The sequence below is a fragment of the Pseudomonas sp. LBUM1649 genome, from assembly GCF_059716155.1.
In genome coordinates, this window is the sequence record NZ_CP166807.1 from 1,019,344 (window position 1) to 1,041,907 (window position 22,564).

At 58.2% G+C, this 22,564-nt stretch carries 21 protein-coding genes; 14 read left to right on the plus strand and 7 right to left on the minus strand.

Annotation, left to right across the window (positions count from 1 at the left end; translation table 11 throughout):
• Positions 1 to 253 precede the first annotated feature (253 nt).
• On the plus strand, positions 254 to 1,750 hold the full coding sequence (locus ACA058_RS04530; RefSeq protein WP_497638042.1) for a Fic family protein: 1,497 nt from the start codon (positions 254 to 256) through the stop codon (positions 1,748 to 1,750).
• Positions 1,751 to 1,821: 71 nt separating this feature from the next.
• Here ACA058_RS04530 and ACA058_RS04535 read toward each other — a convergent pair whose 3' ends face one another.
• The 3 genes from ACA058_RS04535 to ACA058_RS04545 all read right to left on the minus strand — a co-directional run bounded on the left by ACA058_RS04535 (position 1,822) and on the right by ACA058_RS04545 (position 5,228).
• The gene (locus ACA058_RS04535) at positions 1,822 to 2,097 is read right to left on the minus strand and encodes a DUF3077 domain-containing protein (RefSeq protein WP_497638043.1); all 276 of its coding nucleotides are present in this window, start codon (positions 2,095 to 2,097) and stop codon (positions 1,822 to 1,824) included.
• A 363-nt stretch (positions 2,098 to 2,460) separates the two neighbouring features.
• Positions 2,461 to 3,720: an IS256 family transposase gene (locus tag ACA058_RS04540; protein ID WP_497635083.1), complete on the minus strand. Its 1,260-nt coding sequence runs from the start codon at positions 3,718 to 3,720 to the stop codon at positions 2,461 to 2,463.
• Positions 3,721 to 3,809: 89 nt separating this feature from the next.
• Complete coding sequence (locus tag ACA058_RS04545) at positions 3,810 to 5,228, minus strand: aminotransferase-like domain-containing protein (protein ID WP_497638044.1); 1,419 nt, start codon at positions 5,226 to 5,228, stop codon at positions 3,810 to 3,812.
• 148 nt (positions 5,229 to 5,376) lie between these two features.
• Between ACA058_RS04545 and ACA058_RS04550 the strand changes: the two genes are divergently transcribed.
• From ACA058_RS04550 to ACA058_RS04610, 13 genes are all read left to right on the plus strand, one after another.
• Positions 5,377 to 6,477, plus strand: a complete 1,101-nt coding sequence (locus ACA058_RS04550; protein ID WP_497638045.1) for an MFS transporter — start codon at positions 5,377 to 5,379, stop codon at positions 6,475 to 6,477.
• 42 nt (positions 6,478 to 6,519) lie between these two features.
• Positions 6,520 to 7,800 carry an ATP-grasp domain-containing protein gene (locus ACA058_RS04555; RefSeq protein WP_497638046.1) on the plus strand — a complete coding sequence of 427 codons (1,281 nt, stop codon included), beginning with the start codon at positions 6,520 to 6,522 and terminating at the stop codon, positions 7,798 to 7,800.
• Positions 7,801 to 7,849: 49 nt separating this feature from the next.
• Positions 7,850 to 8,344, plus strand: a complete 495-nt coding sequence (locus tag ACA058_RS04560) for a RidA family protein (RefSeq protein WP_497638047.1) — start codon at positions 7,850 to 7,852, stop codon at positions 8,342 to 8,344.
• An 84-nt stretch (positions 8,345 to 8,428) separates the two neighbouring features.
• Positions 8,429 to 8,914, plus strand: coding sequence for a cupin domain-containing protein (locus ACA058_RS04565; RefSeq protein WP_497638048.1), 486 nt, complete (start codon positions 8,429 to 8,431; stop codon positions 8,912 to 8,914).
• A gap of 211 nt (positions 8,915 to 9,125) precedes the next feature.
• Entirely contained in the window at positions 9,126 to 9,782 is a 657-nt protein-coding gene (yfcF, locus tag ACA058_RS04570) for a glutathione transferase (protein ID WP_497638049.1), read from the plus strand.
• A 34-nt stretch (positions 9,783 to 9,816) separates the two neighbouring features.
• Positions 9,817 to 11,169: a KamA family radical SAM protein gene (locus ACA058_RS04575; RefSeq protein WP_497638050.1), complete on the plus strand. Its 1,353-nt coding sequence runs from the start codon at positions 9,817 to 9,819 to the stop codon at positions 11,167 to 11,169.
• Positions 11,170 to 11,200: 31 nt separating this feature from the next.
• Positions 11,201 to 12,076 carry a branched-chain amino acid aminotransferase gene (locus ACA058_RS04580; RefSeq protein ID WP_497638051.1) on the plus strand — a complete coding sequence of 292 codons (876 nt, stop codon included), beginning with the start codon at positions 11,201 to 11,203 and terminating at the stop codon, positions 12,074 to 12,076.
• Between the two features lie 18 nt (positions 12,077 to 12,094).
• Positions 12,095 to 12,853, plus strand: coding sequence for a TauD/TfdA family dioxygenase (locus ACA058_RS04585; RefSeq protein WP_497638052.1), 759 nt, complete (start codon positions 12,095 to 12,097; stop codon positions 12,851 to 12,853).
• Between the two features lie 68 nt (positions 12,854 to 12,921).
• Positions 12,922 to 13,881 (plus strand): diiron oxygenase, encoded by a 960-nt coding sequence (locus ACA058_RS04590; protein ID WP_497638053.1) that lies wholly within the window; start codon positions 12,922 to 12,924, stop codon positions 13,879 to 13,881.
• Between the two features lie 14 nt (positions 13,882 to 13,895).
• Positions 13,896 to 14,696, plus strand: a complete 801-nt coding sequence (locus tag ACA058_RS04595) for an N-acyl homoserine lactonase family protein (protein ID WP_497638054.1) — start codon at positions 13,896 to 13,898, stop codon at positions 14,694 to 14,696.
• A gap of 226 nt (positions 14,697 to 14,922) precedes the next feature.
• Positions 14,923 to 15,957 (plus strand): DUF4329 domain-containing protein, encoded by a 1,035-nt coding sequence (locus ACA058_RS04600; protein WP_497638055.1) that lies wholly within the window; start codon positions 14,923 to 14,925, stop codon positions 15,955 to 15,957.
• A complete protein-coding gene (locus tag ACA058_RS04605; RefSeq protein WP_497638056.1) occupies positions 15,954 to 16,796 on the plus strand; it encodes a hypothetical protein in 843 nt (280 codons plus the stop codon). The genes ACA058_RS04600 and ACA058_RS04605 overlap by 4 nt, the downstream gene beginning before the upstream one ends.
• Positions 16,797 to 17,688: 892 nt before the next feature.
• Entirely contained in the window at positions 17,689 to 18,714 is a 1,026-nt protein-coding gene (locus ACA058_RS04610) for an IS110 family RNA-guided transposase (protein WP_497634895.1), read from the plus strand.
• Between the two features lie 398 nt (positions 18,715 to 19,112).
• On the opposite strand, the gene ACA058_RS04615 is transcribed toward ACA058_RS04610, so the two are convergent.
• The 4 genes from ACA058_RS04615 to ACA058_RS04630 form a co-directional block, all read right to left on the minus strand.
• Positions 19,113 to 20,540, minus strand: a complete 1,428-nt coding sequence (locus tag ACA058_RS04615; RefSeq protein ID WP_497638057.1) for an aminotransferase-like domain-containing protein — start codon at positions 20,538 to 20,540, stop codon at positions 19,113 to 19,115.
• A 199-nt stretch (positions 20,541 to 20,739) separates the two neighbouring features.
• The gene (locus tag ACA058_RS04620) at positions 20,740 to 21,444 is read right to left on the minus strand and encodes a hypothetical protein (RefSeq protein WP_497638058.1); all 705 of its coding nucleotides are present in this window, start codon (positions 21,442 to 21,444) and stop codon (positions 20,740 to 20,742) included.
• A 92-nt stretch (positions 21,445 to 21,536) separates the two neighbouring features.
• Positions 21,537 to 21,662 carry a hypothetical protein gene (locus ACA058_RS04625; protein ID WP_497638059.1) on the minus strand — a complete coding sequence of 42 codons (126 nt, stop codon included), beginning with the start codon at positions 21,660 to 21,662 and terminating at the stop codon, positions 21,537 to 21,539.
• 69 nt (positions 21,663 to 21,731) lie between these two features.
• Positions 21,732 to 22,559, minus strand: coding sequence for an ABC transporter permease (locus ACA058_RS04630; RefSeq protein WP_497638060.1), 828 nt, complete (start codon positions 22,557 to 22,559; stop codon positions 21,732 to 21,734).
• Positions 22,560 to 22,564 lie beyond the last annotated feature (5 nt).

The window sequence follows — 22,564 nt, forward strand, 5'->3', positions numbered from 1 at the left end:
GAGAAGAGCGGGGCTTTTTGTTGGGGGATTTGGTCATTTACGAAAATGGAGCATGGCATTTGGGAAACGTCCTATCGCCGGTACCTGCATTGCTCGGGTAGGGTCTTTCTCCACCAATGAACTGTTTGTCAGGGCAGATGACATTGGAAAGGTGCAGCTTAAGAAAATATTGAGATATTCTTGAAAACTTAAGATTTTCTTGGCTCGCTAAAGAAAAAATGCGAAACCAGACCAAAAATGAGGATTTTGTGCGATGAGCTTGGTTGGATATGCCTATCTGCAAAATACTCTGCAGCTTTCAGCGTTCCCTTTGCGCCAATCTGCAAGTGTGCAGCCTGTTACTCGGCTTGAACGGATTGGTGAGACATTGGCTGTCCCTCCGGGAATCGCCCCTGCTTCAGACGACTTCCTGGGACATGTACTGTTTGCTTTGAAGCATGAAGGCATCAACCTCACCATTCTAGCCCAAGCGTTACCCCAGATATCGACACAAGCACTGGAAGCCGAATTGCAAAAAGCTCCGAACGGTATCTACATCCGCAAGGCGTGTTTCCTTTACGAAGCGTTCACTGGCGAAGAGTTGACTCAGCACTCGCCGGTAAAAGGTGGCTTCATCCCTCTGTTCGATCCGAAGCAATATTTAACGATGCCAGGCGAACGCAATTCGCGCTGGCGTTTAGAGTTCAACGGTATTGGCACGCTTTCTTATTGCGCCACGGTTGAGCGTACACCTCAAATAATGGATCTGCTGCAACACGATATCCTTGCGCGCGCGCAGCGATTTATTGAGGACCTACCGTCGGGGATGATGGATCGGGCAATCAATTGGGCTTACCTGAGCGAAACGCAGGACTCGTTCGCCATCGAGAAGGAAGCACCGAGCGAAGATAAATCTCGACGTTTTATTCAATTACTCAGGCAGGCGCATGAACGCATTCCACTGAGTGAGGATTACCTTGTGACCCTCCAGAATGCGACGATTTCCAATCCGTACGATAAGGCCGCCGCGTTCCGTCATGAACAGAATCATCTGGCAAATGGTTTGCACGGCGCTGCAGGAGTTACCTATGTCCCTCCGGCACCAGATCTCTGTCGAGAGCTGATGGAACAGCTTATGGCGTTGGGAAATGAATCGACAAAGCACATCGATCCTTTGGTTGCAGCCGGGATAATCTCCTTTGGCTTCGTTTTCCTTCACCCGTTCATGGACGGGAATGGGCGACTTTCCCGCTTTCTTGTTCACCAGACGCTGTGCCGTGCTGGTGCCTTGCAAAATGGCTTATTGTTACCGGTTTCAGTTGCAATGAAGCGAGAGGAGCGCCGGTATCTTGAAACTCTGCAGGAATTCTCTCGGCCGGCGCGTGAGTTCTGGGATGTCCGATGGATAGATCAGGGTAATCAGTCGTTAAACTTCACTGGACACCCGGCAATCTATCGCTTTTGGGATGCTACACCTAGCGTACGATTCACTTTGGAAATGGCTAAGCGTGCCCTTGAAGTCGAGCTTCGTGAAGAGACCATATTTCTTCAAAATTACGACAAGATCGTAAAGGCGGTAGATGAGCGCTATGACGTCCGGGGTAGTGACTTGTCCAGTCTTGTGATGATGTGTCTGTCGCAAAACGGCACCGTCTCCAAACACCGTCGCAAGCAGTACAAGTATTCGGTTCAGGAGGAAGTGTTCGACTATATCGAGCAGGTCTCGCAGGCCCTGCTTATGGGGCAGGAGAAGCGGGAAGTCGACCAGTAGTGTTTGGAGCGATGGTTATTGGTATTCGCATAAAAAGCCCCGCGTTCAGGAGAAGCGCGGGGCTTTTTCATTTACGCGCGGTTGTTACACGGTGCGTCGAGCACTTTCACCACGTCGTCGATGATTGCCTTGCTCATGTCCTGCAGGAAATGCGAGGCCCAGGCATGCCGGTCGGAGTCGCGAACCATGGCCGCGTCTGATGCGAGCAGTTTGAGGTGGAGCAGGTCGGAGGCGTGGGAGAGGGCCTGAATGATTGGGACGCCGCGGTTGATGCGGAGTAGCGGTTGATTGGCGTGATAGGAGAAAGGGGTGAGGCCGATGGTTTCGAGGTCTTGGGGATTGGTCATTGGGCTTCACCTCCTGCTGGTCGGGAGGTGCTGAGTGCAAGAGAATTAATTTTGAACGGACTGCGGGCATGCATAAAGAGAACTCCAATTGTGCCTATATCAATTCGAGTTATCAGGCCCGGTCGCTGAATCGGCAGCGACGGATCGAAGTTAGCGTGTAGGTATCGGATTGCACAATCGTGGCCTTGTGCTGGCCGGGATGGGATTGGGCGCCACAAACCCTTGTGGGAGCGAGCCTGCTCGCGAAAGCGGTGTGTCAGGCAACATTGATGCTGGATGTGACGGCCTCTTCGCGAGCAGGCGAGAGTGTCAGATTTTTTGTGTGCGGGCCGGTAACAGCCTGCCGTAAGGCAGGCCTTCATTTCACCAAGTTGGCCTGATGAATCGATCTCCGTACAAAACCGCGAACTGATTCATTGCGTTCTTCCAGTCATGGGCCGGACTGCCCCAATTGGCGGTGATATTTTGCAGTGCCAGCCAGATCAGCTTTGTCGCCGCATCATCGGTTGGAAAATGTCCTCTTGTCTTGATGATCTTGCGCAACTGAGCATTGATGCTCTCGATGGCGTTGGTGGTGTAGATCACTTTTCGTATGGCTGGCGGGAAGATGAAAAACGGGATGACTCGGTCCCAGGCACGCCTCCAGGCAGCAGCCACCGTTGGATATTGTTTACCCCAAGGTCCAGATTCGAAGGCATCTAAAGCCTGCTCGGCAACTTCAGCGTTGAGTGCTTGATAAATCGGCTTCAGGGCTTTGGCCAGTTCGCGACGTTTATCCCAGGCCGCGTAATCAAGGCTGTTACGGATCAAGTGGACGATGCAGGTCTGCAGCGTCGTCTGAGGGAACACCGCACTCAAGGCTTCTGGCATGCCTTTGAGTCCGTCAGTGACAGCGATCAAAACGTCTTCGACGCCTCGAGTCTTGAGGTCATTGAAAACCTTCATCCAGAACTTGGCACCCTCGGTCGTTTCAATCCAGATGCCCAGAATATCTCGTGTACCGTCCGGCAATACGCCCAGGGCTAAGTAAATGGCCTTGTTGCGAACCACCCCCTCGTCACGGATTTTGACCCGCAGAGCATCGAAGAAAATGACTGGGTACATGGGTTCAAGTGGTCGCTGCTGCCAAGCACTGACCTCTTCCAGAACTGCATCGGTGACTGAGCTGATGAAGTCATGGGAGACATCTGTGCCGTATTGCTCCGATAGAAATGCACGAATCTCGCGCACGCTCATGCCGCGTGCATACATGGCAATAATCTTGTCATCGAAGCCGGTAAAGCGGCGCTCGTGCTTGGGGATCAGAATCGGAGCAAAGCTGCCATCGCGGTCTCTGGGGATGTCCAGGCGAAGCGGGCCGTCATCGGTCAGCACGGTCTTGCCGCTCTTACCATTACGCTGGTTGCTCGACTCCTCAGGGCGCTGCGCGCCCTGAGGGTAGCCAAGGTGGTGGCCGAGTTCGGCTCCCAAGGCTCGTTCAATCAGCGCCTTTTTGAACGCCATCGAAGCGTCCTGAATGGCTTCGGCACTCATCGGACCGTTCACGAACTGGTCGATCAGCTCTTTTGGAATGGATGGAAGGTCACGCTGGGCCTCGCGGGCCGGTTTCTTTTTGGTCGGCATACATGCACCTCTTCAACATGTTATGCCCGAACACAAAATTTATGACAGTCCCGAGCAGGCTCGCTCCCACAGGGATTGGTGGCGGTCGGTTATTTGTGTGGCTTGTCCAACAACCGGAAAAACCGCTCCCGCACCTGCACGTGATCACTGTGCGCCACATTGAATCGCAGAAACTGATTGGCATCCGCCGCCTTACTGAGCAAGGTTCCCGGCGCCAAAACCAGGTCTATTTCCAGACCCTTTCTGGCCAGGCACTCGGCTTTGAATCCCTCTGGCAGTCGAGTCCAGATATACAGCCCTTCCCCTGGCAGCGACGACACCGAACACCCGGCTTCGCCCAGCCACGCCGCCACCCGGCTGTTCGACTCGTAGAGCCGGTCCACGGTGCGTCGCATGTGTTTGGCATAGCTGCCGTCGCTGAGCATCGTGCAGATAATCTGTTCGGCCATTTCCGAGGTCATGCCACCGCAGGCCATTTTCAAGGTCACCATTCGCGCCGCCAGTTGCGGTGACAGCACCGCGAAGCTGACGCGGCTGTTGGCGGTCAGGGTCTTGGAGAACCCGGAGACGTAAGAGACATTGTCCAGCCCGCTCGCGGCCAGGCGCGGCGTTCGGCGTTGCTGCATGTCGCAGTACAAATCGTCTTCGAGGATGTGGAAATTGTAGCGATGGCTCAACTCCAGCAAGCGGTAAACCTGCGCCGAGGTGAACGAGTGCCCGGTCGGGTTGTGCAGGGCATTGTTGGTCAGGTAGAGCACCGGACGGTGGGCGATCAGCAACTGCTCCAAGGCATCCAGGTCCATACCGTCGCAATCGCGGCGGATGGTGATGACCTTGGCGCCGTGCCAGGCCAGGTTGGTGTGCATGGTGAAGTAACACGGGTCGTCGAGCAGCACCGTGTCGCCGGGTTTGACCAGCAGGCGCATCAGCATGTCGATGGCTTGTACGGTGTTGGCGGTGGTGATGATCTGGTCAACTGGCGCTTCGATGCCCAGGGTCGACATCTTGACCCGCAAGGCCTGGCGCAGTGGCAGGTAACCGCTGGCGTTACCGTATTCGCCCATGCGCAGCGTGGTTGCGCGAAGTGTGCCGCGCACGGCTTTGAGCAATTCTTCGGCAGGCAGCCACGAGGATGGCAGAAAACCGGCCCCCGGGCGCAGCGCGCCATTGTCCAGCAGCACCGCGCGGCGGACCACGCTGAGTGTGTCCTGGGGCAGCAGGTCCGGGCCGGCGTGGGCCTGGACGGTGCTGCTGGAACGGTGCACGTAATGCCCCGAACCCTGGCGTGACACCACCAGCCCCTTGGCGCGCAAGCGGTCGAGGGCGTCGACCACCGTGGACTTGCCCACGTGCATCAGGTCGGAGAGTTCGCGAATCGGTGGCAGCCTTGAGCCGTGGGGCAGGCCGCCCTTGCTGATCGCCACCGACAACTGATCGACGATCTGCTGGACCAGCGGCACACCCGGCTGGAACTCGATAGCGGCGATCACTGCTCGCTGAGCCTGCATTTTACTGGTCTCTCCGGCAGTAAAGTTCGTTTGATTCTATACGAACTTGCTCTGATCAAGACAAGCATCTCTTTCTACCATCGCCTTACAGACTTTCTGGATGGTTGACCTATGGCGGTCGATCGATACCAGGTTCGTGAGGTGTTGCATGAGTGTCGAAACAACGGTCGTCGTGGCCAAGCCGGTGATCAACCTGCGGTTGTTCACCATCCGGATCATCACTGCCGTGTCGCTGTTCGCGGTGCTGGGCAAGGCCAACGTCTGGCTCGATACCGCCACCAACAGCATCCTGGCCCTGGGTTATCGGGCCTTGTTGCTGCTGTTGCCGTTGACGTTGCTGGTACTCGGTCGTCGCTCCTTGAGCGTCACACTGCTATGCGCCGCCCTCGGGCTGGTGTTGCTGGCGGTCACCAGTAACCAGGGCGTCATCATGTTTGCCGCGGCATTGTTTGCCTACGGCATAGCGATTGCCGGCTACCTGATCAAGAGCGAAGCGGCCCAGACCAAGGAGGGCGCCGCCTACAACCGCGTCGCCATGAACATGGGCAGCCTGCTGGCAGGGTTGATCCTGCTGTCGCCGCTGCTGACCCCGACCCTGTTTTTCCTCGGCGCCGCCAGTTTCGTCCTGTTGTGCCTGCCTATCGCCATGGGCGCGACCTTCACCTGCGCCCCTGGGGTTGCCCGTCCCGCCAACCAGGAAGGCAGCGGCTGGCGCAACAAACTGCCGTGGGTCATCGCCGGCGTCATCATGGGCATCAAGCTGTTCGGTGTGTTCTCGATCCTGCCGCAGGCGATCCTGCTCAAGACGGGCGAGCTGCCTGCCTGGTATGGCCTGATGCTGATCCTCAACAGCGCCGTGGTGGTATTCGCGCAAGTACCGGTCATGAAGTTGATCGAGAGCACCGGGCGCTTCAAGGTGCTGACGGTGATCGGGATCATCGTCGGCGGTTTTGCCGTGCTGTCTTCGCCTGCCGCGTTCCACGTCGACACCCTGGTCGGCGCGCTGATCTGGGTGGCGCTGCTGTCCATCGCCGAATGCGCCTTCAGCCACCTCGATTATTTCTCGGTCAAGCAGAACAACATGTTCGTCAAGGAAGTGTCCCTGGGCGTCGGCGCAGGGTTGACCGTGTTGATCATGCGGGTCGCGCCACCGCCCTACAACGCGTTGGTACTGGCGGCCATCGGCGCTGGCGGGATCCTGGTCTGGTACTGGCTCAACCGTCAATCAATCGCGTCGTTGCATGACTGAGTCAGCGCTGTTTCGGTTTTCACTTTGCAAGTCGGGGGCATTATGAATACGACTTCATGCGTAGTAGTGGTGGGGTACAACGGCAGTCGGGTTCACGATATCCAGAAGCTGCGCGATCTGTGCAAGTCGCTATACGACGCAAGGCTTATCCTGTTGGTCGAGCAGGTCCAGCCCTTTGACGACCAGGTGGCGGATCACGTCTGCAGCACTTCGCTGGCCGAGCAAGACGTTGCAGCCTCCCTCGAACTGGTGGTGGGGTGCCTGAAGGCCGATCGCTGGAAACTGATCGGCGTGCTGCCGTTTTCTGACCGTGGCGTGTTGCTCGGTGCGGCGCTGGCCAGTCATTTCGGCTTGCCCGGTATTTCTCCCGCCGAGGCGCGGGCAGGGTTGGACAAACAGATTTTCCGCCAGCTCGAAGCGTCGGCCACCACGGCTCCCGAAGATTATCGGCCGGTGGTTTCCAGCCGTATCGAGAGCCTGCCGGAACTGCGTCAGCGCGTGATCGAACTGGGCGGAAAGGCTTTCATCAAGCCGGCCTGCGAAGGTGCCAGTCGAGGCTGCCGCGTCATCCGTCACCCGTCCGAATGCGACGAGGCGTGGCAAGCGCTCAAGCCCTATCGCGAGGGCGGCATCGTGCTCGAAGAGCTGATCCAGAACGCCCGGGAATACAGCTGGGACTATGCCGCCGGAAGTACCTGGATCACCGAAAAAACCACCACCGAAGGTGCCTACCGCGCTGAGATCCAGCAAGTGGTGCCCGCACCGTTGACGCCTGAGGTTCAGGCTCGATTGATGGCTGCCGGCCGGCACATGGCGGGGTTGGTTTCCCAGGACAACGGTGCCTGGCACAACGAAGTGTTCTACAGGGCCAATCATCGCACCTCGGCCGTTGAAACCAACATGCGCCCCGGTGGCATGCACATCTGGGACCTGGCGCTTAAGGCGTTCGTCGATTTCGACCCGTGGGAGCGTTGGGTCCGCTGGGCCGTGGAAGGCCAGGTCGATAGCCAGGAGCCGGTGCCTCGCGGCTACTGCGGCATACGCCTGCTCCGGGCGACCACTGGCGGCATCTTGCGAGAGGTACCGGACATCCTGTCCCTGGCCCGCTCGCTGAACATCGATCTGCTGGAGGCGGTGGTGAGCAAACACATCGGTGATTCGGTCAGCGCACTGGTGCAAGACAACTTTTCGTTTATCGGCCACATCGTGTTGTTCAACGAAGACTACAGGCAGCTCAGCAATGACCTGTTGCGCCTGGCCGAGGCCATCGAATCAAGCATCGGGATCACCAACCTGGAGCCATCTGCAAGGGTTGTGTGTTGAGTATCAGGGATCGATGTTTTTTTGCAGTATTGATCAAGAGGTTCGGTAAATGATTGAGCACATGAGCTGTGATGAGCGCTTCATCGCGCTGGCGAAGGAATTCGACTACGACATCTACGGCGAAAACAGCGCAGGCGGGCATTACGCACCGCTGATCCGCCACCACGACGAGTTGTATGTCAGCGGCATGGTGCCGCGCATGAACGGCCAGATCCACTACCCCGGGCGGGTCGGCCTGGACCTCGACATGGCGGATGCGCAAGCGGCCGCCAGCCTCTGCGCGATGCGCGGGTTGGCGTTGATCGTCGACGCCATCGGTTCGCTGGACAAGATCAAGTCGCTGATAAGGATCACGGTGTATGTGAAATCCACGGCGGACTTTGTCGACCTCAGCGAAGTGGCCAACGGCGCCTCGGATGTTTTCAGTCACGTACTGGGCGATGCCGGCAAACATACACGCACTACCGTCGGTGTTTATCAGTTGCCGAAAAACGCGGCAGTAGAAGTGGACATGATCGTGGCGTTGCGACCTTCTGCGTTATAAGTGTGAGTTGTTCGGCTTTACAGCGATTAATTGTTCGCCTAAGGTCGAGTGACTCAACTCTGCAGAATAAGTTGGAATCCGGACATGAATAACGTTCAAGGTGCGTTTTTTTCATATAAAGACTTTCGCCAAAGTCTGGTTCGCCAGCCGATCAAACCACGGGTATGGAAGGATGTTGAACTAACGGGTATACGCCAGAGCCTTGAGGCCAGCGATGTCGATATTGTCGCGCTGGCCCACGACAACAGCCTCGATGGCTGCTCGTTGACGCCCGGAATGGCTGTGTCCATGCAATGGTTGATACCGGGTGCGGAGCTCCACGGTCATGACCATTCGTGGTGGCACCTGTTCATCATCCAGTGCGGCAACGGCACCTTGACCCTGGGCGATGCCGAGGCAGTGCGCGTCGGCAGCGGGGACGTGCTGCTGGTGCCGGCCTGGACCCGCCACGGCTTCGTCAACACCAGCGCCACCGAGCCGCTGGCCATGCTCAATATCAGCAACATGCCTCAGGCGCTGCTGCTCGCCAACTTTACCGACAATGTTGGCTTGATCCCCCGCCAGCTGTAATTTCCCCTCCGTTGCACATCAAGGGAGTCCGCGTTCGCGGACTCCCTTTTTCTTTTCTGCCATGCCCTCGATGCCCCCCTTGGCATTTGCACTTTCGAATTTTCTGTATCGATGCAAACGGATAATTTCTGTATCTGTTCAGCGCTTGATCAACTTACTACGATCGCCTGGAATGCAACGGATTAATGTGCTTAGTGCAAGGGAGCGTTCTATGGAAAGCAACAGGATTAAACTCTATGTTGGCGCGGATTTTGTCAGCGCTTTTGCGATGTCAGCGTTTGTGGCACTCAAGGAAAAGCAACTTTCATTTGAACTTGTCTCGCTGGATTTAAAGGCGAGGGAGAACTATCAATCGATATATCGTGATATTTCGCTGACCTGCAAGATTCCCACATTAGTTCATGCAGGCTTTGCGCTGTCGGAGTCTTCCGCGATCGCCGAGTATCTGGAGGAACTCGCTCCAGGGCATAAAAGACTCTTCCCCCAAGACCTCCAGCAGCGCGCCCGGGCCCGTCAACTCCAAGCCTGGCTGCGCAGCGATTTGCTGGTGATTCGCAAAGAGCGCCCGTTTGACCTGGTGTACTTCGGCAAGAAAGACGTGCCGCTCTCCGACGAAGCCAAGGCCGCGGTCGAGCGCCTGTTCTTCGTCGCCGACCGCTTGCTGGAGGAGGGCGCCGAGCACCTCTTCGGCGACTGGAGCATTGCCGACACTGACCTGGCGATCATGCTCAACCGGCTGGTCGCCAATGGCGATCAAGTCCCGGCGCGACTCGCGGCGTATGTCCGTCGCCAGTGGGATCGCGACAGCGTTCGGGCATGGATGGACATAGAGCGCAAAGCGCCGGCCATCGCACCCGCTGTGGTTTAAGGCGACTGTCAGGGCAATCACCAGGAGCGCTGCCATGCAAGGACTGTCGGAGCACGAACGCTACAAACCCTATAACGCTCGCACCATTCGCGACACACCCTATTGGCACAAGCTGACGCCGGAGTTGCAGGAAGCCATGACGGTGGTGGCCCGGGTCATGCCGTTTCGCACCAACGAATACGTGCTGGGGACGTTGATCGACTGGGACAACATCCCGGACGATCCGATTTTCCGCATGACATTTCCCCACAAGGACATGTTGCTGGCGGATGAGTATGCCTCGCTCAAGCAACTGATCGAGGAGGACGACGCCGCCACGATCAAGCGGCGGATCGAGACGATCTGGCTGCGCATGAACCCCCATCCGGCCGGGCAGCTGACGCACAACGGCGCGAACCTCGACGGAAAAGTCCTGCCGGGCATTCAGCACAAGTATCGCGAGACCGTGCTGTTTTTCCCCGGTGCCGGCCAGACCTGTCACGCCTACTGCACTTTCTGTTTTCGCTGGGCGCAGTTCATCGGCGAGGAAGAACTCAAGTTCAATGCACGGGAATCCCAGGAACTGCTGAGCTACCTGCGCGTGCACACGGAAGTGACCGACGTACTGATCACCGGTGGCGATCCATTGATCATGAACAGCCGTTCGCTGGCCGGCTACATCGAGCCGCTGCTGGAGCTGGCGCATCTCAAAAGCATCCGCATCGGCACCAAATCCGTGGCGTATTGGCCGCAGCGGTTTGTCAGTGACAAGGACGCAACCGAGTTGCTCGAGCTTTTCCGGCGGATCGTCGCGGCGGGGAAAAACCTGTCGATCATGGGCCACTACAACCACCCGGTAGAGATTCGCCAGGACATCGCCCGGCACGCCGTCGAACGCATTCGCTCCACGGGCGCGACCCTGCGCATGCAGGCGCCGGTGATCCGCCATATCAACGAAAACCCCGCCGATTGGGCGGACCTCTGGACCGAAGGCGTACGACTCGGCGCGGTGCCCTATTACATGTTCGTCGAGCGCGACACCGGCCCCAGCCACTACTTCGCGATGCCGCTGGCCCGGGCGTTCGAGATCTTTCAGGCGGCGTACCGCACAGTGTCCGGATTGGCGCGTACGGTGCGCGGGCCGTCGATGAGCACCTTCTACGGCAAGGTCTTGATCAACGGCATCGAGACCGTCGCCGGGGAAAAAGTCTTCGTGTTGCAGTTCCTCCAGGCCCGGGACCCGCAATGGGTATTGCGCACCTTCTATGCGCGCTTCGATCCGCAGGCGACCTGGTTCGACGAGCTGCGTCCGGCCTTTGGCGAACGAGGTTTTTTCTTTCAGACCGAGCCTGAGCGTTTGCTGGCGCCAGCGCCGGAGTTGATACCGGTCCTGCTGCAAACGGCGTAGGACGACGCTTAATTACTGGGGAGACAAGGACATGAGCGGTATCCCGTTTGATCAGCGCGAAGGATTGATCTGGCTCGATGGCGAGTTCGTCGAGTGGTCCCAGGCGCGCCTGCATGTGCTGACCCACGGCTTGCATTACGCAAGCACGGTGTATGAGGGCGAGCGCGTGTACAACGGCAAGATCTTCAAGCTGCGCGAACACACCGAGCGGCTGTTTCGTTCCGCGCAGCTGATGGATTTTGCCATCCCGTTCGAACCCGCCGAGCTGGAAGCGGCCAGCCATCAATTGCTGCAACGCAACCAGGTGGACGACGGCTATTTGCGGCCGGTGGCCTGGCGCGGCAGCGAGATGATTTCCACTTCGGCGCGATTCAATCGCGTGCATGTGGCGATTGCCTGCTGGCAATGGCCGAGCTATTTCGACCCGGCGGCGCGCATGGCCGGCATCCGCCTGAAGACCGCCACCTGGCGCCGTCCGCCGCCCAGCAGCAGCCCCTTCGAAGCCAAGGCGTCCGGGCATTACCAGATCGCCACATTGAGCAAGCACGACGCCGAGAACAACGGCTACCACGACGCCTTGATGCTTGACTGGCGCGGCCATGTCGCCGAAGCCACCAGCGCCAACGTGTTCTTCGCCAAGGGGCGGACCTTGCATACGCCGGTGCCTGATTGCTTCCTCGACGGCATTACCCGCCAGACCGTCATCGAACTGGCCCGGGCGCTGGACTACCAGGTCATCGAACGCACGATCCTGCCCACGGAACTGGGCGACTTCGACGAGTGTTTTCTCACCGGCACCGCCGCCGAAATCACCCCGGTACAGAGCATCGATGAGCAGCGATATCGACCGGGCAGCGCCTGCAGTGAATTGATCGCCGCTTACACCTCAACCGTAAACGCCGGATAAACCGTCAGGAAACTCACCATGTCAGACCAAGGGATTGTTGCGTCCACACCTTATGTTTCGCTGGGCCATCGCCATGAAGAGTTGTCGAGTCGTGGCTGGACTGTGCTGACCCCAGGGGAATTTACCCACGATGTTGCAGGCACACTGCATGAATTCGGCCCGATCATTCCGCAGTTCAATGGCCAGATGGCTTTCGCCATCACCCGCAAGCCGGGCTACGAGGACTTGCCGTATTCCCAGAGCATGAACGGCATCGGCCCGCACACCGAAGCGCCGGTGTACGGCCCGCCGCCGCGTTACCTGGCGCTGCATTGCCATAAACAGGCGACTTGCGGTGGCGGTCACACCGGTCTGGTGGATGGCTATGCGTTCCTGGAGTTGCTTGCGCACAGTGAACCGCAGTTGCGCGAATGGCTCGACGACACGCCGGTGGAATTCGTCGCCACCGCCAAGCCCGGCGAGCCTGCGCAAACCCGGGTCAGGGAATACATCCTGACACCGACCGAGGACGGCGATATTTTCCGCTTCAGCTACAACCAGTTTCACTACGGCGATGTGAATCCGTCCAAGGAGGCCTTGGAGCAATCGCAAGTCACCAACAGCACGGCGCCGCTGGCAAGATTTGCCGCGCTCGGCGAAGCGTACTTCCTCGAACACAACATCCCGGTGCTGATTCCCGACGGATGCATGCTGATTTGGGACAACTGGCGGATGATTCATGCCCGCAGCCGATACACTGACCCGGCGCGCAACCTGACCCGCTACTGGCTGGCCTGATTTTTCCGTCGCCCTTCTTTTTCGGCGTACCTCCCCCCCCGGGGTACGCGTTCTACAGGTATCGCGTCATGCAAACAGCAATCGAGATTGCCCAGGTCGATCATCAACTGATCGTGCGGCTCAATCAGGCCTGGACCAAACGCGCCGCGGTCTGTTCGCCGGACAAGGCCCAGATCAATGAAGTGTTCGACCCGGCACGCCCGGATTACCCGGAGTGCATGGTGCCGTTTTTCCATCATCCCAAATTCCAGGCCTTGAGCGATGAGCTCAAAAGCACGGTGGTGACCTGGGGCTGGATCGGCTACAACCTGCGCACCGTCACGGCCGAGGAGCACGTGGTGAACCCGGCGCTGAGCGTCATCGCCAATCAGTACCTGGGCAAGGACGACTGGCATTTTCGCGAAGCAATGCAGCAGACCCTGATCGACGAGCACTACCACACACTCATGCACTTGCGGGCCATCGAGCGGACCAAACTGGATCGCGCCCTGGACCAGGATCTGGAGTTGCCGCCATCGGTGACTTACCTGCGCCTCAAGGCCCAGCGCGAGGAACTGCCCGAGCCATGGCAGCGGGACCTGGCGGCGATCACCTTCGCGGTGGTGGCCGAGATCAGCGTCAATGCTTATCTCGACCTGTTGGCGGACGACCAGACCATTCAGCCGCAAAACCGCCGCGTGGCCGAACTGCACAACCGCGACGAGTACGCCCACAGCAAGGTGCTGGCCGAAGTGGCCAAGGTGATGTACGCCAACATGCAGCCCGTACAGCGGGAGTTTTTCGCCCGCAACCTGTCGGTGGCGCTGAGTGCTTTTATCGCCCAGGACTACTCGATGTGGGAGGCGATCCTCACGCAGCTAGGGGTCGAGGACGCCGGGTCGATCATTGCCGACACCCGCGAGAGCAGCAAGAACGCGACGATCATGCGCGACTACAGTGGCCTGCATAAGCTGGCGCAGGACCTGGGCATCAGCGAGCAGATCGACTTCGATTTTCGCCCGACCCTCAAAGCCACCGCAGCCGCCTGAACCCGGAGGTGTCCATGTCCGTTCCCATGTACGAAGTGTTCGCCATCCGTGTCGGCGCCAACGCGCAGCGCACCGCCCGGGAAAACTTTCTTTATGACGCCTGCTGCGGCGATCCGAATGCGCCGATGCCGCTGGATTATTACTTTTGGGTCATTCGCAACGAGCAACAGGTGATCGTGGTCGACACCTGTTTTCAGCCAGCCACGGCGGATCGGCGCAACCGTCAGATGTATCGCTTGCCGGAGGATTCCCTGCGGCAACTGGACATCGATCCGGCGCGGGTCGAGCATCTGATCCTCACGCACCTGCACTGGGATCACGCCGGCAACCTGGGGCTGTTTCCCAAGGCCACGGTGCATTTGCAGGAAGCGGAATTGCGCTTCTGCACCGGGCCGAAGATGACCCATCACACGGTGAACAAGACCTATGAGGTCGAGGATGTGATGTCGGCGCTGCCGCCGCTGTTCGAGGGGCGGATGCGTTTGCTCAACGGCACTGTCGAGGTGCTGCCCGGGGTGACACTGCACGCGGTGGGCGGTCACACACCCGGTAGTCAGGTGGTGCGGGTGAATACCGGGCGCGGCTGGATCGTGCTGGCGTCGGACGCTGCGCACTTGTGGATCAATATTCGCCAGCGCAGCCCGTTTCCGATCATCGATGACCTGGCGCAGTCGCTCGAAGCGTTCAGTGAAATCGATCGCCTGGCTGATAGTGAAGACCACGTCATCCCGGGTCACGACCCCCTGATAGCCGAACGTTTCCCGCACTGGAATGATGATCCGCACATCATTTGCCTGCACCAACCGCCACGCTAACTACTGTAGGAGCTGCCGCAGGCTGCGATCTTTTGATCTTGTTTTGTCAAAATCAAAAGATCGCAGCCCCCGGCAGCTCCTACAGGGACCGCACAGATATTGTTCAGTGAATACATATATACCGCTGTCGTGAATGACAATTGATGATCATGGAATGTGTGTTTTCTCAGGTACCGCTACTGAGGGAATGACATCAGGATCTTCTACATTCACGGATGATTACGTTATGGAAAACTCGTTAACTCGCGTCAAACGTACACCCAATGTCACCGTCAAACTGCCAGCACTCAGCCCGCCTTTTATCAGTGCGGACGATGCGGCGCGGTTTGCTCATGAGGCCATCGGCAATAGAAGGGACCGGGAGTATGGCGGGGCCATTCTTCAGCATGAAGACGGTCGGTTCTATGCGACCCGGCCTATCGCTAGTGATACCGTATTATTTGATCATCAAACGATAATGTCGACAGATGCGCAAGGCAACTTCGTCAACCCTGCCGGTTTCAAGTGCTACGCCTTTTATCATTCACACCCAGCTCACACTGCCAAGGTAAAAGAGGCTAATCCGTCGTTCTCTGACGACTTTATTGCAGCGATCCTCACTTTTTATTCCGAAGCTGACAAGTACTTCATTATCCAGCATAGGGCTTTTGCTCCAGCTCACTATTTATCAGGGGCTGAGAACTGTCTGCTTAAATATGTAACCAGCGGATCCCTCGCCGAAGCACAGATAGCAAAAAAAATCAGCGAGGGACGTCCGAAGGATTCATTTGCTTACTTTGAAGGACCGATTCACGAATTGGCGCAAGCGGGAACCCTTAGCGTTGTTCTCCCAAATAAACTGTGGGGAGGACGCAGAGGACAGGTTCACGAGCAATGGGCCTTGAACACGCCTGTGACGACCTCCAGCACTCCCATGGAACAACCCTTCTGCACGCAGGTGTTCGATCAGTCGTCCAAGGCAGTCGCAGCTGTACTGGGCTTTGACGGTGCCAGATACGATGACGGCAGCGTAGGGTTCATCCTCAAGGCTGTCGGCAAAGATGAGTATGTCGCCACCGACCCGGTGACCGCCCTTACACCGCGCTTTTCGCCGATCGAACTTTTTCCCCAGCGCGCCAATGGAGGGGCGAAACTGCCTTCAAACTTCCGGATCGACGGCATCTACTATCGGTCTCGACCCGTTGAAGCGCAACGGCCTGCAAGGCAAGCCTGGCTGTATGACAACTTCTTTACTCCGCAGGAACTCTCTTCGGCTACGTGAAGACGCTGCAAGAGGATGGGAGCCCCGCTGAATACATCCGCAAAGTAATAGCTGCCGGTTATCTCACTGTGTTGGTCAGCAGCCCGATATGGGCCTCCCTGGGGCGTGCGATTTTCACTTGGCAGCCCCGGCAAGTGTCATCGTATGTAGTGTCCAATAATGAACGATTGCCACTGGGGCCCCTGTGCTTCCACCCGGACGATGCTGCGCGCCAGGAGTGGCGCGAGAGAAGGGTTTTTCACGGCAAAGCCTATCTGGGGGCTATCCTGAGGAACGAAGCTGCTAACACTTTTGTAGCCGTTCAGCCGTTGGACGATACAGGCTCCAGCGTGGTGCTCGGTGAGGCTTACCGACGTCTCTTTTCCGGGATCATGAATGCCAGCGTTCCCACGGCATCCTATAAATATCCCGCCGGATACGAGGTAATGGGGGTGCAGCAGATCTATAAGCTGGACGACAACCCGCATAACTTCAGCAGTCATTATGAAAAGGCGCTTTACCGCAATTTCATTGCGCATGCTGAGATTCGCGCAGTAATAGACATGTTGCGTTTGGATAAAGTCCCTGATGCCCGATACTACTTGACCCCTCGAAACGGCGCCTTGCTTTCGTATGCACCCAGTTATTCCGCGAACGAAGACCAAGTTTTGCTCAATGATTGGCAAGACGTAGAAAACGGTGTCACCCGTTCCAAACTCAATGATGTTCTCGGGACTTTGGCGGTATGGGGCAAACTCTACGTTCTGGAGCCTGATAAATTCTGGGGACCGCGTGGCCAACTCGCTACGAGACGGATACGCGAACTAAGCAGGAGAGGGCCAGACTCGAATCCTTCCTGAATTGTGCAAGCCACTGACAAATGGCCAATGAGCCCCTCCAGGGATTAATGCTGTTCACTTTAGGTTGGGGGCTGCAGGTGCATATTTGGATTGGGTGTATATCCTTTGCTGCGGTAACGGCCACTTAGGATTTCGCTTTTACAGCGAGTCCCTTTTTTCAAACGCCAAAAAGGAACCAAAAGGCTTTGCCCCACCACTCGGTGCCTCGCTTAGGCTCGGCATGCCGTATCGAAGGCATTGCTCCGTGGGTCGCCGCGATGGGCCATCCCTGGCCCAGCGCGGCTAAACCGGCGTCCTGCCGGTTTACCCACTGCGCAATGCCTGCGTTCGGCCATCGTGGTTAACGGGGCGCCCAAATCTAAAGCCAAAGCGAGGCGGCCTGACAGCCGACCTGATTGCAGGCTTGTCCGTGATCCCCTGTGGGAGCGAGCCTGCTCGCGATGAACGTCCAGACAACGCGATCATCCAGACAGGGCGCGTTATCGTTGACGACCATCGCGAGCAGGCTCGCTCCCACAGGGGATCAGGTACAGCCGTAAAAGTCAGGTCGGCTGTCAGGCCGCCTCGCGTTGCTTTGGCTTTTGATTTTCTTGCCTATATCGAGAGGCTTCGTTCCGGTTCTGCGCAGTGGGCAAACCGGCATGGATGCCGGTTTAGCCGCGCTGGGCCAAGGATGGCCCATCGCGGCGGGCCCTATAGGAGCGAGCATGCTCGCGAAAAACCTGAGAGCACCGCGGGGTGTCAGGCTCCCCGCGTCATCGTTGACCGCCATCGCGAGCAGGCTCGCTCCTACAGGGCTCTTCCAAGCGACTCGCTAATGAAATGGCTACCCCCGCCGCCCCCTGCGATCGCCCACTAAGCTTTCGCAGGGGGCTCACCGGAGACTGTTGCCATGAACGAAATATCTATCGCCGCCATCGATTTGGGAAAACACACTTTTCACCTGCATGCGCAGGATGATCGTGGTCATGAAGTTTGCCGCAAAAAATTCACCCGGTCGGCACTCATGCAGTACCTGATGAATCTCCAACCCTGCACCGTCGTGATGGAAGCCTGTGGTGGCGCCCATTTCATGGCACAGGAGGTGGCCAAGCTTGGGCATATACCCAAGCTCATTGCCCCTCATCTCGTGCGCCCTTACGTGAAAAGCAACAAAAACGACTTCGCTGATGCCGAAGCGATTTGCGAGGCCGCTACTCGCCCAACGATGCGCTTTGTGCCGGTCAAAAACCAAGCCCAGCAAGCGCTGGCCATGCTCAACTCGACACGTGATGCGTTCATCAAGGACCGCACTGCGGCCGTCAATCGTATTCACGCCGCTCTTCTGGAGGTCGGCGTCAGCCTGGCCCCGAGCCTCAAATCGATTCGATCTCTTTCGGCGCTGCTTGAAGCGAGCTCAATGGCTCAGCCCTTCAAAAACACTCTGACGAGGCTGTATCAACACTTCAAGCATTTGGACGAGGAGATCAAATCGCTGGACAAGGATGTGGAGTGCCAGGCCGCTGAAGATGATCTGGCGACTCGTTTGATGACCATGCCGTGTGTCGGTCCGATCACCTCCACCGTCCTGGCTGCCGAATTGGGCGATGGCAAACAGTTCAAATGCGGCCGAGACTATTCAGCCTCGATCGGGCTGGTGCCCAAGCAGCATTCCACGGGCGGCAAAACCGTACTGCTGGGCATCAGCAAGCGCGGCGATCGCAACCAGCGACGCCTGCTTGTCCAGTGTGCCCGCGTTTACGTGAGGTATCTGGACCGCCAGAAAGGCTGGCTGGCGGACTGGGTCCGGCAGCTATTGGCCCACCATCACTCCAACCATGTGGTTTGCGCGCTGGCCAACAAGCTGGCGAGGATCGCCTGGGCGATTGCGGCACACCACACTGAATTCGATGCAGGGCCAAGCGCGATGAACGCCTGACCCTGCTGTCACCCGAGCATCACCCACCTGGTTTTGCGATGCTGGATAACTGATGACGTGAACGGCCAACCGGCCTGACGACAACCCTGGGCTTTTACACGGCTGAAAGGCCGTCTCGCTAATAAGGATCGTCGGGCATCGATTCTCATCGAGGCGCGGGGCTACACCCCCACTCAGACGCCGGATAGATGAAAGCAAGCCAACCACTCATCAAAAACAGTATTGCAGAAAAGGGGGTAACCATAGATGTAAAAGCGAAACCCTAAGTGGCCGTTACCGCAGCAATGGATATCCCCCCAATCCAGTTCTTATATACAACCCATGCTTAAGTGAACAGCATTGCCCTCCAGTGATTGAAATGGAGGGGCTTGCAGCACGCGCTGCGCTTCAGGACCTGATTATGGCTGGTTGAGTAGCTGGCCCAGAGTTGCCAACGCCTGCTCAATCTGCGGCGAAAATGGCGTGCCACACCCAATTCTCACGCAATGACCAAACCCTGCGGAATTGGAAAAGATATCCCCAGGCAAAATCTGTATACCCATCTTCAACGCCTCGTGGAACAAACGCATCGACGAATGCCCGGGTGGCAGTTCCACCCATAACAGCGTGCCGCCCCGAGGCTCAGTGACGCGAGTGCCCTGGGGGAAGTGGTACAGGATGGCGGTGCGTATCTGCTGGCGCTGCTGCATAAGGATCTTCCTCAGCCGCCGCAGGTAACGCTCGTAGGACGGGGTCTTCATGAACGCACTGACCGCCAGTTGTGACAAGACCTCGCAACCCCGAGTCTGGGTGTGCTTGAGCATTTCCACGCGGTCGTGCCATTTTCCGGCGCTGATCCAACCCAGGCGCATGCCCGGTGCCAGGGTCTTGTTCAGCGAGGCGCAGTAGATCACGTTGTCGGTGCGATCCCAGTGCTTGAGGATGGATAACGGCTGCTCGCTGTCCACCAAGTCACCGTAGCTGTCGTCTTCGATCAGCACGGTGTCGTGCTCGGCGCACAATTGCACCAGCCGCGCCTTGTTGGCCTCGGGCATGATGCTGCCCAGCGGATTGTGCAGGTTGGGCATGACGATCAGCGCCTTGATCCGCTCGGGGCCTTGCAGCAGGTGTTCAAGGGCCGTCAGGTTGATTCCCGCGTGGATCGAGGCCGCTACTTCCAGCACGCGCAGGTTCAGGCTTTCGAGAATTTGCAGCAGGCCATGGAAGGTTGGCGACTCTACGGCCACGATGTCGCCGGGACGGGTCACCGCTCGCAAGGCCAGGTTGATCGCTTCGCTCGCGCCGTGGGTGATCACGATCTGCTCGGCCGTCAGGTTGGCTTTCATGGTCAGCGCCCGGCGGGCAAGGACATTGCGCAGCGCACTGGTGCCGCTGGTCTTGCCCGTTACACCCAGCAGGTACTCGTCATGGCGCAGGGTTTTGATCATGTTGTCCTGCAAGGTCTTCAGCGGATAGAGCTGCGGCGCGCAATAGGCGCTGGCGAAATTGACCTTGACCGTGGCGCGCTGACTGGCCTTCAGGACCGAAGAAACTTTTTCATTCATGCCCACGTAGACCCCGCTCTCCAGCGCAGGGGGCAGGGCGCTCGGCGTGGGTCTGGGCACGGTCGCGGGCTGGCGAATGTAGTTGCCGGAGCGCGGGCGGGCTTCCAGCACGCCATGGTCTTCCAGCTCCCGGCAGACCTGCACGGCGGTGGACAGGCTCACGGCGTGTTTTTCCATCATCAAGCGGATCGAGGGCAGGCGCTCGCCGGTTTTCAGGGTACCGCTGCGGATCGCGTCCAGGTAGTGGTTGGCCAACTGACGGTACAGGGGAGTCGTGTTCATGATGACCTCAGCAGTCGCACCACTGAGGTCTTGGGCTGGAAAGTGAGTTGACGCTCCCCGCAGGCGGACCCGTGGTGCAGATGGGTGAAGGGAAGTGTTTCTCCGGCCTTGATACTGGAACACTAAACGCGGTTTCGCTGGAATCGCGGGCAATAAAAAACCCCGCACGGGGGCGGGGCTCTGGGGGCGCTGGCGGGTCTTACTGGGCGGCGATGCTATAGCCGTCGAACGCGGTCTGCTGTTGCAGGGCGGTGATGATGTTCTTGCGGTTGACCGCTTGTTCGGCGCCTTGGTTGTCAACGAACGTCTCGCTTTGCAGCTCTGCCTCGTCGCCTTCGCCAACGAAGGTGAAACCGAGGAACTCCAGGGCTTCACGGTCGACGCTCAGGCGTGAGCGTGGGGTGCGCAACGGCAAGGTGACGCTGATGCCGTCCTTGCTGATGGTGAACACTTCGACGTCTTTTTTCGCCTTGGCGGCTTTGCTCTTGCCGCCGCTCGGGTTGCTGATGGCCTGGTGGGTCTGGTTCAGTACCTTCAGGGCCAGGCCGTAGACGATTTCCTGGAACGCCGGATCGTCCTTGAAGCTGGACAGGATGCGGCTGATCGGGAACTTGCTGCTCAGGTCTTCCAGGGCGGCGATGTCGGCGGCCTCGGCGTCCTTGAGTTGCTTGAGCTCACCCATCAGTTCGTAGGCTTTATCGTCGTCGAAGCTGTCGTGGGCCTGGCGGATCGCGGCGCGCAGCTCGCGGATCTGCTCGCTTTCGCGGGTGGATTGAAAAGCGTCCAGGACCATCTCGCTGATGGTCTTGGCCTGAGTCACATGCTGTGAAAGATTGATGGAGTTTTCGTATTCCGCTTTGGACGACAAGGTGACTACGGATTCAGCGGTGTTGGAATCGGACATTGAAATTTCACTACTTCATTGAACTTGAATAGAGGCGAGAAAGCGCGAGGGCCTTTTCAGGCCGCCTAATCTATTGGACCAAGGCGACGTTGTCACGGATGAACAGGCTGCTGGTCAATTTTTTGCATTTCTGTAGGAGCGAGCATGCTCGCGATGGACGACAGAACACCGCGGGGTGTCAGGCCGCCAGCGTTATCGTTGACGTCCATCGCGAGCATGCTCGCTCCTACAGAGGATGCAAAAAGCCCCGCGTTCATGACGAAGCGAGGCTTTCTGTTGAGGCGTGCTCAGGAATGCTGCAGCTTTTGCGCCCGTTTATCCGCCAGATGCTGAACCACCAACCGACCAATCAGCACCAGCAACGTCAGGCTGATCAACAGCACCGAAATCGCCGCGACACTCGGATCAACGTTATCGCGCAAACCGCTCCAGATGCGTTTCGGCAGGGTGTCGACGTTGACGCTGGTGATGAACAGCGTCACCGCCACTTCTTCCCACGACAGGGCGAAACCCAGCAGGGCGGTGGAGGCCAGGCCCAGTTTCAGGTTCGGCAGGATCACCATGAACGTGGTCTGCATCAGGCTGGCGCCGAGGTTGCGCGAGGCCAGTTCGATGCGTCGGTCGATCTGGCTGAGGGCAACCAGCATCGTCACCACGCCGTATGGCACCACCATGATCACGTGGGCGATCACCACCCCGGTCAGGGTGTCGTAGCCCATGCCGGGTGCGAAGCGGCCGAGCCTGGTTTCCATGAAGTACAGCACCAGCGCGGAAATCACCGGGGGGATCGCCATCGGCAACAGGACCAGACCGATCAGCGCCGTGGCCCATTTGGAGCGCATATACCAGATGCCGAGGCTGAAACTGGCGGCCAGCAAGGTCGCGATAATGCTCGTGGCGAAGGCGATGGTCAGGCTCTGGCTGATGGCATGGAACCAGTCAGGGTTGCTCACCAGCGCTTCGTAGTGACGCAGCGACCAATTGCCTTGCGGCATCGACAGGAAGCGCTTGCTGGTGAACGACACCGGGATGACCGTCAGCAGCGGGAACAGCATGAAGGCCATGGCGACCACGGCCAGCAGGCGGGTACTCAGGCTTGTACGATGGGTATTCATAGTGA